The organism is Rahnella sp. Larv3_ips (assembly GCF_003697865.1).
Classification (GTDB): domain Bacteria; phylum Pseudomonadota; class Gammaproteobacteria; order Enterobacterales; family Enterobacteriaceae; genus Rahnella; species Rahnella rivi.
In genome coordinates this window covers 1,338,362-1,354,391 of sequence record NZ_MJIB01000004.1, presented here as the reverse complement: position 1 = coordinate 1,354,391, position 16,030 = coordinate 1,338,362, and the positions used below count along the sequence as shown (strand labels likewise).

Genomic DNA, 16,030 nt, shown 5'->3' with positions numbered 1-16,030 from the left:
CCACCGCCAGCGTCGGCCATTGCGCCTGCCCGAGGCTGCCCATACTCCACAGCGAGAACTGGCGCAGTTGCTGATCGTCACTGACATAGGTCAGCACGCCAACCGCCGCGCCGCACAGTGCATTAATAGCAATTCCGGCCAACAGCAGGCGCGATAATCCGCCGTGTCCGAACCGGCTCAGCGTGAAAACCACCAGTGAAATCGCCAGGCTGCCGGCAAAAGCGCTGATCATATGGCTGTACAACGCCAGCAACGGCGGCAGGGCCAGCGGCATCACGATGGTCAGCGCCACCGCCAGCGCGGCACCGCTGCTGATCCCAAGCAGGCCCGGATCGGCCAGCGGATTGCGGAACAGCCCCTGCATCACCGCGCCGGAACTTGCCAGCGCACAGCCGACTACCACCGCCAGCAACACGCGCGGCAGGCGGACGGTTAACCACACCTGCCACAATCCGTCACTGAACGGCAGGCCAGCCAGAGTACGCAGCGACAGCGACATGGCACCGGTATTCGCCGCCAGAATAGCCAGCAGCAGCAGAGCTCCACCGAGGCCCGTCAGCGCCCGGACCGGCGAGCGCCGGCGGGATGGCATTGGGGGGCTCATGCTGCTCATTTAACGTTTTCCGCCGCCTGACGGAGCTGAGTCATCACTGCCGGAGTTTGTAATCCAAAGCCCAGCAGGGACATATCATCGAGCACCAGTACGCGTTTGTTTTTACCGGCTGGCGTCATTGCCACGCCGGGTAATTTCCACACCTGATCCATTCCGCCTAAGCTTTTAATTCCGTCAGCGGTCAGTAGCAAAATGTCCGGCGCGCTGGCAATCACCCCTTCCTGGGACAGCGGACGATAGCGGCTGAAACCTTGCATGGCATTCTTCGCGCCAACCGACGTGATCATCGCATCGGCTGCCGTATCCTGACCGGCGGCCATCGAGTTCATGCCGCCGTGGCTCATCACAAACAGCATTTTTACCGGCAGAGGATCGTGTTTGACGGCAGAAAGCTGGGTGCGATAAGTCGCAATCAGCTTTTCACCTTCAGCCTGGCGGTTCAGCGCTTTGGCAATCACATCTATCTTTTTCGGCACGGCATCCACTGACGCCATGCCCGGCACGCGGACGACCTTCACACCGTTTTGTGCCAATTGCTGTAATACCAGCGAAGGCTCAGCCAGTTCACTGCTCAGCACCATCGTCGGGTGCATGGAGAGAATGCCCTCGGTATTAAGCTGACGCATATAACCGACGTCCGGCAGCGCCAGCACGGCTTTGGGGCGCAGACTGGTGCTGTCGCGCGCCACCAGTTCATTGCCCGCACCCAGTGCGTAAACAATTTCAGTCACGTCACCGCCGATACTGACCAGCTTTTCTGCGGCGTGGATCAGCGGCGAAGAGAGCAGGGCGACGGTGGCGATCAGTGTTTTCAGTGTGTGTTTCATGCCGTGGCGCCTTCGTTGCTCAGTTGTGCCAGCTGTTCGCGCCATTGCGTTTGTTCAGGCGTGCCTTCGGTGCGCTGACCATACAGTTGCGCAATCTGAGTGCCATCTGCGGCGAACAGTTCCAGACTGGTGACGAAGCCATCTTTGGTAGGTTTACGGGTGATCCAGCTTTCTGCAATGGCACTTTCCACCAGGTGGAGCGTGAAACGCGTATTGAAAACGTTGATCCATTCGCCGTGTGGCATCACTTTTTCGATCTTGCCGGTGAAGATTTGCACACAGCCTTTGTTACCGATGAAAATCATGATCTCGTTCTGACTGTCTTTGGCGATGTTCAGTAAACGCGTGAGGGAATCATTTTCAACCCGCCAGGCCAGATCATCGCCAACCGCGTTGAATGCCTGCTGGCGCGTGACATCATGACGTTTAAGCAACTGGAAAAACTGGTGAACGTCTGTCATCGCACGCCACTCGGCATCAAGAGTGCTGGTGTCTGCAGGTGTCTGCAGGTGTCGGTTCCGGTGACGCGGGCGCGGTTTCGAGTTGCAGCGGCGGGTTAACGTCGCTTTTGTACTGTTCAACCAGCGCATTCCACGCCGCCATGTCTGTTTCATCGGTGGTATAAACTTTATGCACCGCCTCGCCCTGAGCATCAAAGAACTGAATGCTGTGACGATCGCCGCGTGCAGTGGATTCCGTCATGCTGAAAATGTGCAACCAGTGTTGCAGGAACAGGCGCAAATCCAGCGCACGCGGATTGAGGATAAGCCCGGCGTGTCCGTTCAGATGCTGATTCTGATAATGGCCCTGTTGTTCGTGAACGGCATATTCGTTGCGGGTGATGGATTTTGTGCCGCCGACGTGTTCCAGCGCGGCGAGCAGCGTGCGGGCATCAACATTCAGTCTTGCTGCGTCGTGGGAAACGCGCAGGGCCGTTAATTCGGCTTCGCTGATACCAAGAATGTTGGCCAGATCGCGTGCGTATTTACCTGGATTAGCGTCTTTTGCCTGTAAATAATTTTGATAGTGAACTGAATGCATGGCTGTCTCCTCGTAGTCTTAAACGTCATCCGCCATTGGGCAGATAAAAATTTGAGCTGTTATGTGAATGATTTGTAAAATATTCTTCCGCCTGACCACTACCCAGTTCAGGCATGGTAATGGGAATTAATATCAATTTGATAATCATTATCAAATCATTGCAGAAACACATCAAGAAAATTTTTGTTGGCAGAATGTAATTTTCGGGAAATAGCCCTTTAAATACCGGGGGATAACGCAGTGGTTTGGAAAATATTGAGGTGAGCGTCCGGGCGATCTGACGGCATAAAAAAGGGCAACGTGAACGTTGCCCTGGGCTTTCTTGCGCGGTTTACCGGAAGGGATCAGAACCGGCTGTCGGTGGCATCCGCCAGCATGGACAGCAGCGTTTCTGTATCTTCCCAGCTCAGGCAAGGGTCGGTGATGGATTTTCCGTATACCAGCGGTTTGTCGGGCACGATAGGCTGAGTTCCTTCGACCAGGAAACTTTCCGCCATGATGCCTGCTACCGCTGTCGAACCGCTGCGAATTTGCTCGCAGATATCGGCCGCAACATCCAGCTGGCGTCGGTGCTGTTTCTGACAGTTACCGTGGCTGAAATCAATGACCAGGCGCTGTGGCAGGTCGAATTCGGCAAGATTCAGACAAGCCTGTTGAAGATCTTCAGCATGATAATTCGGTTTCTTACCACCGCGCATAATGACATGGCCGTAGGGATTACCGGCGGTGCGATAGATCGTCATCTGACCGTTTTTGTCCGGCGACAGGAACATATGGCTGGTGCGGGAGGAGCGCATAGCATCAATGGCGATGCGGGTGTTGCCGTCTGTACCGTTTTTAAAACCCACCGGACAGGACAGGGCGGACGCCATTTCGCGATGGATCTGGCTCTCAGTGGTACGCGCACCGATAGCGCCCCAGCTGATGAGATCGGCAATATACTGGCCGATCACCATATCCAAAAATTCAGTCGCGGTAGGAATACCCAACTCATTGATGGCCAGTAAGACTTTGCGCGCCAGCTCGATACCCTCATTAACGCGGCATGAGCCGTTTAACTCCGGATCTGAAATCAGACCTTTCCAGCCCACCACGGTGCGGGGTTTCTCAAAATAGGTTCGCATCACGATCTCAAGGCGATCCTGATATTTCTCACGCAGAACATTCAGCTTTCCGGCGTAATCAATAGCGGCTTCAATATCATGAATTGAGCAGGGCCCGACAACCACCAGCAGGCGCGGGTCTTCACCGGTAATAATTTTTTCAATACGTTTACGTGATGCCATCACGTGTTGGGCGACCGACGGAGAGATTGGCAATTTATCTGCCAGTGCCTGAGGCGTAATCAGGCTGTCGATGCGCGTCGTACGCAGCTCATCTGTTTGTGACATGGTGCTCTCTAAAATTTGTTTCTTCGCTGCGGCAGGAATACCGGGAAGTGATGGCGATCACAATAACGTAATAACAGATGAATTCAACCACTGTTGGCGGGTTATGCCACCCACATCAGCAAAAGGCTCAGAACATGCGGCGACTCATGCCGAAGCTGTCCATGATCTTCGCTGCAATCTCCTCAACAGAATAGTTTGTGCTGTTGAGATAGCGGATCTGGTTTTTACGAAAAAGTGCTTCCACTTCAGAGACTTCCATTCGGCACTGGCGCAGGGAGGCGTAGCGGCTGTTTTCCACCCGTTCCTGACGTATAGCAGTTAAGCGTTCAGGGTCGATGGTCAGCCCGAAAAGCTTATGCATATGAGGTTTCAGTGCCGCTGGCAGCTGAATATTATCCATATCATCGGCGGTAAACGGGTAGTTTGCCGCGCGGATCCCAAACTGGAGTGCCAGATAGAGGCTGGTGGGTGTTTTGCCGCAGCGGGACACGCCCAGCAAAATCACCTGCGCCTGATCCAGATTTCGCAAAGAAATCCCGTCGTCATGCGCCAGGGTGTAATCAATGGCGGCAATACGTGCATCGTATTTAGTGATATTGCTGGCGGTCAGGCCGTGCGTGCGGTTGGCAATCGGCGTTGGCTCCACGCCCAGCTCATTTTGCAGCGGCGCAACCAGAGACTGCACAATATCCTGACAAAACCCTTCACTGGCTTTGATGATGTCACGAATGTCCGGTGAAACGATCGAGTAAAACACCAGCGGGCGGTCACCCGTGTTTTCATAAATGGTGTTGATTTGCTCGCACACTTTTTTAGCGCGTTCCTCACTCTCGACGAAAGGGAGCGAATACGTGGTCGCGTTGACCGGAAACTGTGACAACACGGCATGGCCTAATACCTCAGCCGTAATTGCCGTACCGTCGGAAATGTAAAATACACATCTGTCCACACACTGCTCCTGAATTTCTTTGTGTTTACCTCACCCTTTCGGGAACACGCTTAGTAATACCGAGAAATTTCATAAATAAAAAGGCTATTTCATCTGACCTTCAGACTTATGTTCATTGCTGCGAGACAGTGCGCAAAATGACTGTAATAAATGAAATGGGATTTTAATTTTTTCGCGATTCCCCGCAGCTTTTTGATTTGCTTCAGCAGCGCGTCAGCTTCTCTGGTAGCCTGATGTTTGTGACGGGTTTACAGACAATTTCATGCTGATTCATAAGGAATATTGTGATTTTCACCTGAACGCTTCGCTGCCGGGCTGTGGAATTTTCCGAAACAAAAATAGTTTGTTTTGCTGGATCGATTCACCTGTCCTGCTCTTATGGATCATTATGCTAGTCTCGAAATAACAGCGTGATATATGAACCGGTGTTAACAGACACGCTGTCAGATAAAATTAAGTCATTTGTCTTCTGACTGTGCGAATGAATGACGACTCTCTGCTCTCCTACTGAATATTAAGAAAGGATTGTTTCATGGCTCATCTCGATCCCGATTTACGCAATGTTATCTGGTACAACCAACTGGGTATGAACGACGTTGATAAAGTCGGGGGCAAGAACGCATCCCTCGGGGAAATGATCACCAATTTGTCTGAGTTAGGGGTATCTGTCCCTAATGGTTTTGCCACCACTTCTCAGGCTTTCAATGACTTTCTCGACCAAAGCGGCGTGAATCATCGCATCCATGAGTTACTGGATAAAACCGATGTAGATGATATTGCGCAGTTAACGCAGGCGGGGGAAAAAATTCGACAGTGGATAGTGGAAACGCCTTTCCTGCCTGAGTTTGAAGCCTCCCTCCGTGAGGCTTATCAGCAACTTTCTGAAGGTGAGCCTGATGCTTCTTTTGCCGTGCGTTCTTCCGCCACGGCTGAAGATATGCCTGATGCTTCTTTTGCCGGGCAACAGGAAACATTTCTCAACGTTCAGGGTTTCGATGCCGTACTGACTGCAGTGAAGCACGTTTACGCGTCGTTATTTAACGATCGTGCAATCTCGTATCGTGTGCATCAGGGTTATGATCATCGCGGCGTTGCGCTTTCAGCCGGCGTTCAACGCATGGTGCGTTCTGACCTTGCAGCCGCAGGGGTGATGTTCACCATAGATACTGAGTCTGGTTTTGACCAGGTGGTCTTTATCACGTCAGCCTTTGGCCTGGGCGAAATGGTGGTTCAGGGCGCGGTAAACCCGGACGAGTTCTATGTGCACAAACCGACGCTGGCGAAAAACAAGCCGGCCATCGTGCGCCGCACCATGGGCTCCAAGAAAATTCGCATGGTGTATGCAGCCAGCCAGGAGCATGGCAAACAAGTTCAGATTGAAGATGTGCCCGCCCAACTCAGCACAACCTTCTCGCTGACGGACGAAGAAATTCAGGCGCTGGCGCGTCAGGCATTGTTAATTGAAAAACATTATGGCCGTCCGATGGATATCGAATGGGCGAAAGACGGACATAACGGCAAGCTGTATATCGTGCAGGCGCGCCCGGAAACTGTACGCTCTAACGGCCAGGTGATGGAGCGTTACCAGCTCAACGGCAGCAGCAACGTGCTGGTGGAAGGCCGGGCAATCGGTCACCGTATCGGCGCGGGCCCGGTTAAAATCATTCATGACATCAGTGAAATGCATCACGTTAAGCCCGGCGATGTACTGGTGACTGACATGACCGATCCTGACTGGGAACCGATCATGAAAAAAGCCTCTGCGATTGTCACCAACCGCGGTGGCCGAACCTGTCATGCGGCGATCATTGCCCGTGAACTGGGGATCCCGGCAGTGGTTGGCTGTGGTGATGCCACTGAAAAACTGAAAGAAAACCAGAAGGTCACGGTGTCCTGTTCCGAGGGCGATACCGGTTATGTGTATCAGGATGAGCTGGACTTCACGATACAAAGTTCTGAGGTTGATGAACTTCCGGCGCTTCCGCTGAAAATCATGATGAATATCGGTAACCCGGATCGCGCATTTGATTTTGCCTGCCTGCCAAATGAAGGTGTTGGTCTGGCGCGGTTAGAATTCATTATCAACCGCATGATAGGGGTGCATCCGAAAGCATTGCTGGAATTTGACCAGCAGACGCCGGAGTTGCAGACCGAAATCAGTAAACTTATTCAGGGATATGACAGTCCGCGTGAGTATTACGTGGCGCGGCTGACCGAAGGGATCGCCACCCTGGGCGCAGCTTTCTGGCCAAAACGCGTGATCGTGCGTTTGTCTGATTTCAAATCGAATGAATACGCCAACCTGGTCGGTGGCGAGAAATACGAACCGCATGAAGAAAACCCGATGCTGGGCTTCCGTGGTGCGGGCCGTTACGTGTCTGACAGCTTCCGCGATTGTTTTGCGCTGGAATGTGAAGCCATGAAACGGGTGCGTAATGACATGGACCTGACCAATGTTGAAGTGATGATCCCGTTTGTTCGCACCGTTGCACAGGCAGAAGCCGTGGTTGCAGAACTGGCCCGTCAGGGATTAACACGTGGTGAGAACGGCCTTAAAGTCATCATGATGTGTGAAATCCCATCGAATGCGCTGCTGGCAGATCAGTTCCTTGAACACTTCGACGGTTTCTCTATTGGCTCAAACGACATGACCCAGCTGACGTTGGGGCTGGATCGCGATTCCGGCGTGGTGTCTGAGCTGTTTGATGAACGTAATGAAGCAGTGAAAGCGCTTTTATCGATGGCGATTAAAGCAGCGAAGAAACAGGGCAAGTATGTAGGCATCTGCGGACAAGGTCCTTCTGATCATCAGGACTTTGCCCAGTGGCTGATGGAAGAGGGTATCGACAGCTTGTCGCTCAATCCGGATACCGTCGTGCAGACCTGGCTGGCGCTGGCAGGCAAGTAAATAAATTCCGAATGTAAGTGAAATAATGAATGCAGGCCATCGTGTAAAAGCGATGGCTTTTTTAATGAACTAAAAATACCGGGGTATGTCCGGTTCGAACAATAACCAAGGGCAAATTTTGGATAAAAAAAAGCCCGTCACGAAGACAGGCAAAGACTACACACAGCAATTTGGGGTATACATGCTTTAGGGGAAAGCGTGTATATAAATCAGTGGGTTGAAATCCGAACTGTTAATAATACTAGGTTTCTCAAGGTATTTAGTCTGTAAGAATCCTCCTAATAGGTTTTATTATTAGCTTAAAGAGGATAAGACGTTTTTTTAACACAAGAAGAGCTAAAAATATTGGCGGGAATAACAGGCAGTGGCGTTGTCTCATTATTCAGATGAGACAACGCCAGAGCGTTAGTGAATGTCTGAAGGTATCACTCGTTTAGCGCTTTTAATGCTTCTTCCGGGTTTGACTCAGGCTCTGGTGCCTCATGCACCCAAAGCGAAATCAGGCGGTATGAAACGGCCAGTACCACCGGGCCGATGAACAAACCAATCATGCCGAAAGCAAACAGACCACCGATAACGCCTGACAAAATCAGCAACATAGGCAAATCGGCACCCATGCGGATCAGCACCGGGCGCAGCACATTATCCAGTGAACCGACCACACAACTCCAGACCAGCAGCACCGTGCCCCAGGTATTATCACCTGACCAGTAAAGCCAGATGATGGCAGGGATAAGCACCAGCAACGGGCCGATTTGCGCGACGCAGCAGACAAACATCACGACGGTTAATACGGTCGCATAAGGAATGCCGGCAATCGCCAGCCCGATACCCCCGAGAACTGATTGCACAATGGCTGTCACGACCACACCCAGAGCGACCGCGCGGATCGCCTGACCGGCCAGAATGACAGCCGCATCGCCGCGCTCTGCCGCCAGACGCACCGCGAAGTGGCGGATCCCCATCGCGACTTGTTCACCCCGGCTGTAGAGCAGGGCGCTGAACAACAACATAAGAGAACAGTGAACGATAAAGCGCCCCAGATGCCCGGCTTGTGTCAGGAACCAGGATGCCGTTTGTCCGACGTAAGGCTGTACTTTGGTCATCAAAACATTGCCGCCGCCATTAATCAGCGCATGCCAGCCGTAATAGAGTTTATGACCCACCAGCGGGATCGCTTTCAGCCACTGAAAATCCGGCATATGCAAGGTCGAGGGATTGCCTGCCAGCGCCACCAGCGGCGCGCCATTTTCAATGGCGCTGCTGACCAGTAAAGCAATGGGTAAGACGAAGAGTAAGATCAGCAGCAGGGTCATGACGATGACGGCAAGGAAACGTCGCCCCCACAAAATGCGCTGTAATTTGATCATCAGCGGCCAGGTGGCAATCACCACCATCCCCGCCCAGGCAAAGCCTAATATAAAGGGCTGAACTATCCAGATGCTGGCGACAGTCATCAGCGCAATAAAGAGCACCCCAAACATAATTTGTGGTAAGTCATAACGTTTAATTGGGAGATTCATTCATGTTTCTCATAAGGATAAACGAAGAGGCTTCAGCCTTGAGCCTCCAAAATAGCGATACGCCGCGCCGACGGCATCCATCAATAATCATGGAACATTCAGTCAGGTTTGGATAGCGCGCCGCAAATTTAGTTGCAACACGGTGTTGCCAGAACGGCATTTTGCGGAACGTCATGAAACAATTGAAACAAAGGTCAACCAGACGGAGCGCTTAAAAACGAAGTATGTTAGTTTTTATTCTGGGTAAAGAACAGGGTGGATCTGCCCGGCAGATCCGGCAAGCGCCTAGCGTTTGCCAGGCATACAACAAAGACAGAGTCATAATTCAATGATCCCACAGATTTCTCAGGCACCGGGTGTCATCCAGCTGGTGCTCGATTTTTTGGAAGCCTTAAAGAGCAACGGTTTTACCGGTGATCTCACCACGACATACGCGGATCGCCTGACGATGGCGACTGACAACAGCGTATATCAGCTGTTACCGGATGCGGTCCTGTTTCCGCTGGCAACCTCAGACGTTGCCCTGATTGCCCGCGTTGCCGGGCAGGAACGTTTTAAAACGCTGGTCTTCACGCCGCGCGGCGGGGGCACTGGCACGAACGGTCAGGCTCTGAACCGCGGCATCGTGGTTGATATGTCCCGTCATATGAACCGCATTCTCGATATCAACACTGAACAGGGGTGGGTCAAGGTTGAGGCTGGTGTTATCAAAGACCAGCTCAATGACTATCTGCGCCCTTTGGGTTATTTCTTCTCACCTGAATTGTCGACCAGTAACCGCGCGACCCTCGGCGGCATGATCAATACCGATGCGTCAGGGCAGGGGTCGCTGGTTTATGGCAAAACCTCAGACCATGTTCTCGGGGTGAGGGCGATTGTGCTCGGTGGCGAGATGCTCGATACCACCGCCATGCCCGCTGCGCTTGCCGACAAACTCGGTGAAGAAGACTCGGTGATTGGCAGAATCTACCGCACGGTATTAGACAGTTGTCGCGATAACCGCGCGCTGGTGATTGAAAAGTTTCCAAAACTTAACCGTTTCCTCACCGGTTACGATTTGCGCCACGTATTAAGCGATGATCTGCAAACCTTCAACCTGACACGGATCCTGACCGGTTCCGAAGGTTCGCTGGCGTTTATTACTGAAGCGCGCCTGAATATCACCCCCATCCCCAAAGTGCGTCGGCTGGTCAATATTAAGTACGACACCTTTAATTCCGCGCTGCGTAATGCGCCGTTTATGGTCGACGCCAGAGCCTTGTCAGTGGAAACCGTCGATTCAAAGGTGCTGAATCTGGCACGTGAGGATATCGTCTGGCACAGCGTCCGTGAGTACATTAAGGACGTTGACGGCAAAGATATGCAGGGGTTGAACATTGTTGAATTCGCCGGTGACGACGCCGTTCTGATTGAAGATCAGGTGAGTGCATTATGCGAACGTCTTGACGGGCTCATGAGCGACAAGGAAGGCGGGGTGATTGGCTATCAGATTTGCGCCGATCTCGCCGGAATCGAACGTATTTACAATATGCGTAAGAAAGCGGTTGGGCTGCTCGGAAATGCCAAGGGGCAGGCAAAACCGCTGCCGTTTGCAGAGGACACTTGCGTGCCTCCGCAGCATCTGGCGGATTACATTGTGGAGTTTCGCGCACTTCTCGACAGCCATAATCTGAGCTACGGCATGTTCGGGCACGTTGATGCGGGTGTACTGCATGTGCGTCCGGCACTCGACATGTGTGACCCGCAGCAGGAGATGTTGCTGAAACAGATTTCTGACGAGGTGGTGGCGCTGACGGCCAAGTACGGCGGCTTGCTGTGGGGCGAACACGGCAAAGGTTTTCGCGCCGAATACAGTCCTGCATTTTTCGGCGAAACGTTGTTCCATGAATTACGACGGATAAAAACCGCCTTCGACCCTGATAACCGCCTGAACCCCGGCAAAATCTGTGCGCCGCTTGACTGCGATGAGCCGATGATGAAAGTGGATGCCGCCAAACGGGGCACCCTGGATCGGCGTATTCCGCTCGAGGTGCGTCAGTCATTCCGTGGCGCGATGGAATGTAATGGCAACGGTCTGTGTTTTAACTTTGATGTGAAAAGCCCGATGTGCCCGTCAATGAAAATCACCGGCAGCCGTATTCATTCGCCTAAGGGCCGCGCAGGTCTGGTGCGCGAGTGGCTGAGATTGCTGTCAGAGCAGGGCGTTGATCCGCTGGTGCTGGAAAATGCCCTGCCGGAAAAAGGCCTGAGTTTCCGCAGTCTGATCGATCGCACGCGTAATACCTGGCATGCTAATAAAGGCGAATATGATTTTTCACATGAAGTTAAAGAGGCCATGTCAGGCTGTCTTGCCTGTAAAGCCTGTTCAACGCAATGCCCGATCAAAATAGATGTTCCTGGGTTCCGTTCGCGTTTCCTCCAGCTTTATCACACCCGCTATCTGCGCCCAACCAGCGACCATGTGGTCGCGAGCGTGGAAAGTTATGCTCCGCTGATGGCGCGGGCGCCAAAGTTGTTTAACTTCTTCCTTAAACAGCCCTGGGTGCGGGAGATGAGCCGCAAAAGCATCGGCATGGTGGATCTGCCGCTGCTGTCTTCTCCGACGCTGCGCGAGCAATTGCTGGGGCACCGCGCCATTACGATGACGCTCGAACAGCTGGAAAAAATATCACCGGCTCAGCGAGGGGAATATGTTCTGGTCGTTCAGGATCCGTTCACCAGCTTCTACGATGCGCAGGTGGTGGCCGATTTCGTTCGTTTAATCGAAAAACTCGGCCTGAAGCCGGTGCTGTTGCCGTTCTCCCCGAACGGTAAGGCGCAGCATATAAAAGGTTTCCTGCAACGTTTTGCCAAAACGGCGAAGAAAACGTCGTTGTTCCTCAACCGCGTATCGCAATTGGGAATGCCGATGGTCGGCGTCGATCCTGCGTTGGTATTGTGTTATCGCGATGAATATAAAGAAATTCTCGGTGATACCCGCGGGTCTTTCCAGGTTCAGCTGGTGCACGAATGGCTGGATACCTGGCTTGCAGAACGTCCGGCGCAGCAGCAAAGCGGCGAGTCGTGGTATCTCTTTGGACACTGCACCGAAAGCACGGCGCTGCCGACCAGTGGAAAACAGTGGAGCGATATTTTTGCCCGTTACGGCGCGAAGCTGGAAAATGTCAGCGTCGGATGCTGCGGAATGGCAGGCACCTACGGTCATGAAGCTAAAAATCTAAAAAACTCACTCGGAATTTATGAGCTGTCATGGCATACCTCGCTGCAGCGCTTACCGCGTCAGCGCTGTCTGGCGACGGGTTACTCATGCCGCAGCCAGGTCAAACGCATTGAGGGTAATGGGGTTCGCCATCCGCTACAGGCTCTGCTGGAAATCATTCCCTGAGGATAAGGAAGCACAATGTCATTCTGGAAAAGAACCACCACGCTTGAAGCGCTCAATGAGCGCAGTCAGGGATGCATGGTAGGGCATGTAGGGATAGTGTTTACCCGGCTGGGTGATGATTTTCTTGAAGCCACCATGCCGGTAGATGCCCGTACCACCCAACCTTTCGGTTTATTACACGGCGGCGCGTCCGTGGTGCTGGCAGAAACCATGGGATCGATGGCCGGTTACCTGTGCAGTGAAGGTCAACAGACGGTGGTTGGCGTGGAGATTAACGCCAGCCATATGAAGTCGGCCAGAGAAGGCCATGTTCGCGGGGTGTGTCGTGCATTACGCACGGGGCGTCGCAGTCAGGTCTGGCAGATTGAGATTTTCGATCAGCAAGGTGAATTATGCTGTGTTTCCAGGCTAACGACGATGGTCATCGACAGATAACTAAAGTGAATGAGCGGGACTTATAGCGCTGGAAGGGGCGGACATACTGAAAAGTTGTCCGCCTTTTTTATTCAGAAGTCTTTCTGCGCTAACGCGTTGAAAATATATCAAAGATGATAAGGAACACGTTTTGCGAAGTCGGTCTGGAAGGCCGTCGCTTTTTCCCAGATGCCCAACATGGCATAATACTGGCAAATGAGTTTGAGCGTGTGCCGCGCAAAATGGTAGCTCTGAACACGGAAGAGTTCACATCGAACGACGCTGTTTATTTCCAGTATCAGGCGGTTATGCAGTTTGCATAACGCGTGCAGGTAACTGTGATCATCCCCGTTTTGCAGGCATAAATTGGCCATGTCCAGGCAAATGCTATTAAAGCGTTTCAGCTGGCACAGATGTGCCTCAGGGCGTCGTAAGGCTGCATCAGCCATATAGAAATCCACGGTGGCATCGCGGACAGTCGATTTGTATTCGTCAATCTTGCCTTGCAACCACGCATTTACCGATTGAGCCATTCTCAGTATTCCGGGTTATCTGAATGATAATCATTATCAAAGAATAAACATCATATTGGCAAAAAATCAGCGGATCAACGTTTTCATCGGATTTTTTCGTTTTGTCATCTGCCAAAGCATAGACAAAAAGAGCCTTATTATTGCGTTTAGGGTGAATTCATAAATAGGCATTTCCGATGAATGTTTTATAATAGACATAATGAAAGCTATTAAACCATGCGCTTTGTAAGGTTAATTTTGAGTTTTTTAACAAAAAATTGACAACTTATTCAATCAGTTGATGGTTGCGGTGTTCAAGACCCGCCGGCAACCGGACCCAAAGCCGATGCACATTGAGCGACGTTCCTCATGGGTCATCGCTATACCCTCTTAAAACAAGAGGTTGAAGTGATAATTGTAATCACTAGAATAGAGACAATAGGTCTTGTCTATGACCATAAAACTATGAGGTAAGACAGATGCAAACTGAAACTGTCGGCTCGTTCTCTTTAGACGACAACGTATGGCAAGGCGTGATCCTGACCGATTCTGCGGCGAAACAGGTTAAGACCCTGATGACCCAGGATCCTGAAGTGAAAGGCCTCCAGCTCTCGGTAAAACAATCGGGCTGTGCCGGCTTTGGCTACGTTCTGGATTTAACCAAACAACCGGCCAGCGATGACCTGGTGTTTGAGCATGACGGCGCTTTGCTGTTTGTTCCGCTGAAGGCGATGCCTTTCATCGACGGAACCGAGGTGGATTTCGTCCGTGAAGGGCTGAATCAGATATTTAAATTCAATAATCCTAAAGCGCAACACGCCTGTGGTTGTGGCGAAAGTTTCGGCCTGTAAGACCGAAGCTTTTGATTTTTAAGATTATTGTAAACAAAGCGATGTAACCAACATGTCACGAAGCAACGTAGAAATTCCAGACGATGTGCAGTCTTGGGTCGGCGAGGGAGTGAATTACAAGGAAGGTTTTTTCACCCAGCTGGCAACCGATGAATTAGCATCAGGCATCAACGAAGATGTGGTTCGCGCGATTTCCGCGAAACGCAACGAACCTGAGTGGATGCTGGAGTTCCGTCTGCAGGCTTATCATGCTTGGCTGAAAATGGAAGAGCCGCACTGGTTGAAAGCGTATTACACGCCTCTCGATTATCAGGATTACAGCTATTATTCTGCGCCATCCTGTGGCAGCTGCGATGATACCTGTGGTTCTCAGCCTGGTGCCACACAGCAGCCTCCGGCAGACTCGCACAGTATTCCTGCGCTCGAAGGTAAAAATTACCTGACCAGCGAAGTTGAAAAAGCCTTTGAACAGTTGGGCGTCCCGGTACGTGAAGGGAGAGAAGTGGCGGTCGATGCAATTTTTGACTCCGTTTCTGTCTCCACGACGTACCGTGAAAAACTGGCGGAATCTGGCGTCATTTTCTGTTCTTTCGGTGAAGCCATTCACGAATATCCAGATCTGGTTCGCAAATATCTCGGCACCGTGGTGCCTGCGCAGGACAACTTCTTCGCCGCACTCAATGCCGCTGTCGCCTCTGACGGCACGTTCGTTTACGTGCCGAAGGGTGTGCGCTGCCCGATGGAGCTGTCGACCTATTTCCGTATCAATGCCGCGAAAACGGGTCAGTTTGAACGAACTATTCTGATTGCCGATGAAGGCAGCTATGTCAGTTACATCGAAGGTTGCTCCGCGCCGGTGCGTGACACTTACCAGCTGCATGCGGCTGTTGTAGAAGTCATTCTGCATAAAGATGCAGAAGTGAAATATTCCACCGTGCAGAACTGGTTCTCCGGCAGCAAAGACAGCAGCGGCGGGATCCTCAACTTTGTGACCAAACGCGCATTGTGCGAAGGCGCAGGGTCGAAGATGTCCTGGACGCAGTCTGAAACCGGCTCGGCGATCACCTGGAAATACCCAAGCGTTATCCTTAAAGGGGATAACTCGATCGGTGAGTTCTTCTCCGTGGCGTTGACCAGTGGCAAACAGCAGGCTGACACCGGCACCAAGATGATCCACATTGGTAAAAACACCAAATCCACGATCATCTCGAAAGGTATCTCCGCAGGCCATAGCCAGAACAGCTATCGCGGTCTGGTGAAGATCCTGCCGGGCGCGGAAAATGCCCGTAACTTTACGCAGTGCGATTCCATGTTGATTGGTCCGGACAGCGCAGCGCATACCTTCCCGTATGTTGAAGTGCGTAATAACACTGCTCAGCTGGAACATGAAGCAACAACGTCGAAAATTGGCGATGACCAGCTGTTTTACTGTCTGCAACGTGGTATCAGCGAAGACGATGCTATTTCCATGATTGTTAACGGTTTCTGTAAAGATGTCTTTTCCGAGCTGCCGCTGGAGTTTGCTGTCGAAGCACAGAAACTGCTGGCGATAAGCCTTGAACACAGCGTCGGTTAAAAACCCGACGTCTTTTCTGCCGTCGCAGCGTGGTGTGACG

General features: G+C 52.0%; 11 protein-coding genes and 1 pseudogene. 5 read left to right on the top strand and 7 right to left on the bottom strand.

Features of this window, described 5'->3' with window-relative positions:
• The 5 genes and pseudogenes from ED901_RS08540 to ED901_RS08520 all read right to left on the bottom strand — a co-directional run.
• Window positions 1–592, bottom strand: a 592-nt coding sequence (locus ED901_RS08540) for an iron ABC transporter permease (protein WP_205965077.1), incomplete at its 3' end; no start/stop codon positions are given.
• A gap of 17 nt (window positions 593–609) precedes the next feature.
• Window positions 610–1,440 carry a hemin ABC transporter substrate-binding protein gene (locus tag ED901_RS08535; RefSeq protein WP_122095594.1) on the bottom strand — a complete coding sequence of 277 codons (831 nt, stop codon included), beginning with the start codon at window positions 1,438–1,440 and terminating at the stop codon, window positions 610–612.
• Window positions 1,437–2,481, bottom strand: a pseudogene (locus ED901_RS08530) (hemin-degrading factor). Before ED901_RS08530 ends, ED901_RS08535 begins: the two are co-directional and overlap by 4 nt.
• A gap of 344 nt (window positions 2,482–2,825) precedes the next feature.
• On the bottom strand, window positions 2,826–3,872 hold the full coding sequence (locus tag ED901_RS08525; RefSeq protein WP_122095593.1) for a 3-deoxy-7-phosphoheptulonate synthase: 1,047 nt from the start codon (window positions 3,870–3,872) through the stop codon (window positions 2,826–2,828).
• 127 nt (window positions 3,873–3,999) lie between these two features.
• Complete coding sequence (locus ED901_RS08520; protein ID WP_122095592.1) at window positions 4,000–4,821, bottom strand: pyruvate, water dikinase regulatory protein; 822 nt, start codon at window positions 4,819–4,821, stop codon at window positions 4,000–4,002.
• 532 nt (window positions 4,822–5,353) lie between these two features.
• Between ED901_RS08520 and ppsA the strand changes: the two genes are divergently transcribed.
• Window positions 5,354–7,729: a phosphoenolpyruvate synthase gene (gene ppsA, locus ED901_RS08515; protein ID WP_122095591.1), complete on the top strand. Its 2,376-nt coding sequence runs from the start codon at window positions 5,354–5,356 to the stop codon at window positions 7,727–7,729.
• A 425-nt stretch (window positions 7,730–8,154) separates the two neighbouring features.
• On the opposite strand, the gene ydiK is transcribed toward ppsA, so the two are convergent.
• Entirely contained in the window at window positions 8,155–9,252 is a 1,098-nt protein-coding gene (gene ydiK / locus ED901_RS08510) for an AI-2E family transporter YdiK (RefSeq protein ID WP_056773526.1), read from the bottom strand.
• A 328-nt stretch (window positions 9,253–9,580) separates the two neighbouring features.
• On the opposite strand from ydiK, the gene ED901_RS08505 reads away from it, so the two are divergent.
• On the top strand, window positions 9,581–12,637 hold the full coding sequence (locus ED901_RS08505; RefSeq protein WP_122095590.1) for an FAD-binding and (Fe-S)-binding domain-containing protein: 3,057 nt from the start codon (window positions 9,581–9,583) through the stop codon (window positions 12,635–12,637).
• 15 nt (window positions 12,638–12,652) lie between these two features.
• Window positions 12,653–13,072 carry a hotdog fold thioesterase gene (locus ED901_RS08500; protein WP_056773534.1) on the top strand — a complete coding sequence of 140 codons (420 nt, stop codon included), beginning with the start codon at window positions 12,653–12,655 and terminating at the stop codon, window positions 13,070–13,072.
• A gap of 107 nt (window positions 13,073–13,179) precedes the next feature.
• Here the strand turns inward: ED901_RS08500 and ED901_RS08495 are convergent, their stop codons facing one another.
• Window positions 13,180–13,584, bottom strand: coding sequence for a hypothetical protein (locus ED901_RS08495; protein WP_056773538.1), 405 nt, complete (start codon window positions 13,582–13,584; stop codon window positions 13,180–13,182).
• Window positions 13,585–14,042: 458 nt separating this feature from the next.
• Between ED901_RS08495 and sufA the strand changes: the two genes are divergently transcribed.
• Together sufA and sufB are read left to right on the top strand one after the other, a co-directional pair.
• Complete coding sequence (gene sufA, locus ED901_RS08490) at window positions 14,043–14,414, top strand: Fe-S cluster assembly scaffold SufA (protein ID WP_056773540.1); 372 nt, start codon at window positions 14,043–14,045, stop codon at window positions 14,412–14,414.
• Between the two features lie 52 nt (window positions 14,415–14,466).
• Window positions 14,467–15,990 (top strand): Fe-S cluster assembly protein SufB, encoded by a 1,524-nt coding sequence (gene sufB, locus ED901_RS08485; RefSeq protein WP_056773544.1) that lies wholly within the window; start codon window positions 14,467–14,469, stop codon window positions 15,988–15,990.
• The last annotated feature ends 40 nt before the right edge of the window (window positions 15,991–16,030 follow it).

What these genes read in the sequence shown, in the direction of transcription:
- ED901_RS08535 (WP_122095594.1), bottom strand. Translation starts at nt 1,440, where the DNA reads ATGAAACACACACTGAAAACACTGATCGCCACCGTCGCCCTGCTCTCT.
- ED901_RS08525 (WP_122095593.1), bottom strand. Translation starts at nt 3,872, where the DNA reads ATGTCACAAACAGATGAGCTGCGTACGACGCGCATCGACAGCCTGATT.
- ppsA (WP_122095591.1), top strand. Translation starts at nt 5,354, where the DNA reads ATGGCTCATCTCGATCCCGATTTACGCAATGTTATCTGGTACAACCAA.
- ydiK (WP_056773526.1), bottom strand. Translation starts at nt 9,252, where the DNA reads ATGAATCTCCCAATTAAACGTTATGACTTACCACAAATTATGTTTGGG.
- ED901_RS08505 (WP_122095590.1), top strand. Translation starts at nt 9,581, where the DNA reads ATGATCCCACAGATTTCTCAGGCACCGGGTGTCATCCAGCTGGTGCTC.
- ED901_RS08500 (WP_056773534.1), top strand. Translation starts at nt 12,653, where the DNA reads ATGTCATTCTGGAAAAGAACCACCACGCTTGAAGCGCTCAATGAGCGC.
- ED901_RS08495 (WP_056773538.1), bottom strand. Translation starts at nt 13,584, where the DNA reads ATGGCTCAATCGGTAAATGCGTGGTTGCAAGGCAAGATTGACGAATAC.
- sufA (WP_056773540.1), top strand. Translation starts at nt 14,043, where the DNA reads ATGCAAACTGAAACTGTCGGCTCGTTCTCTTTAGACGACAACGTATGG.
- sufB (WP_056773544.1), top strand. Translation starts at nt 14,467, where the DNA reads ATGTCACGAAGCAACGTAGAAATTCCAGACGATGTGCAGTCTTGGGTC.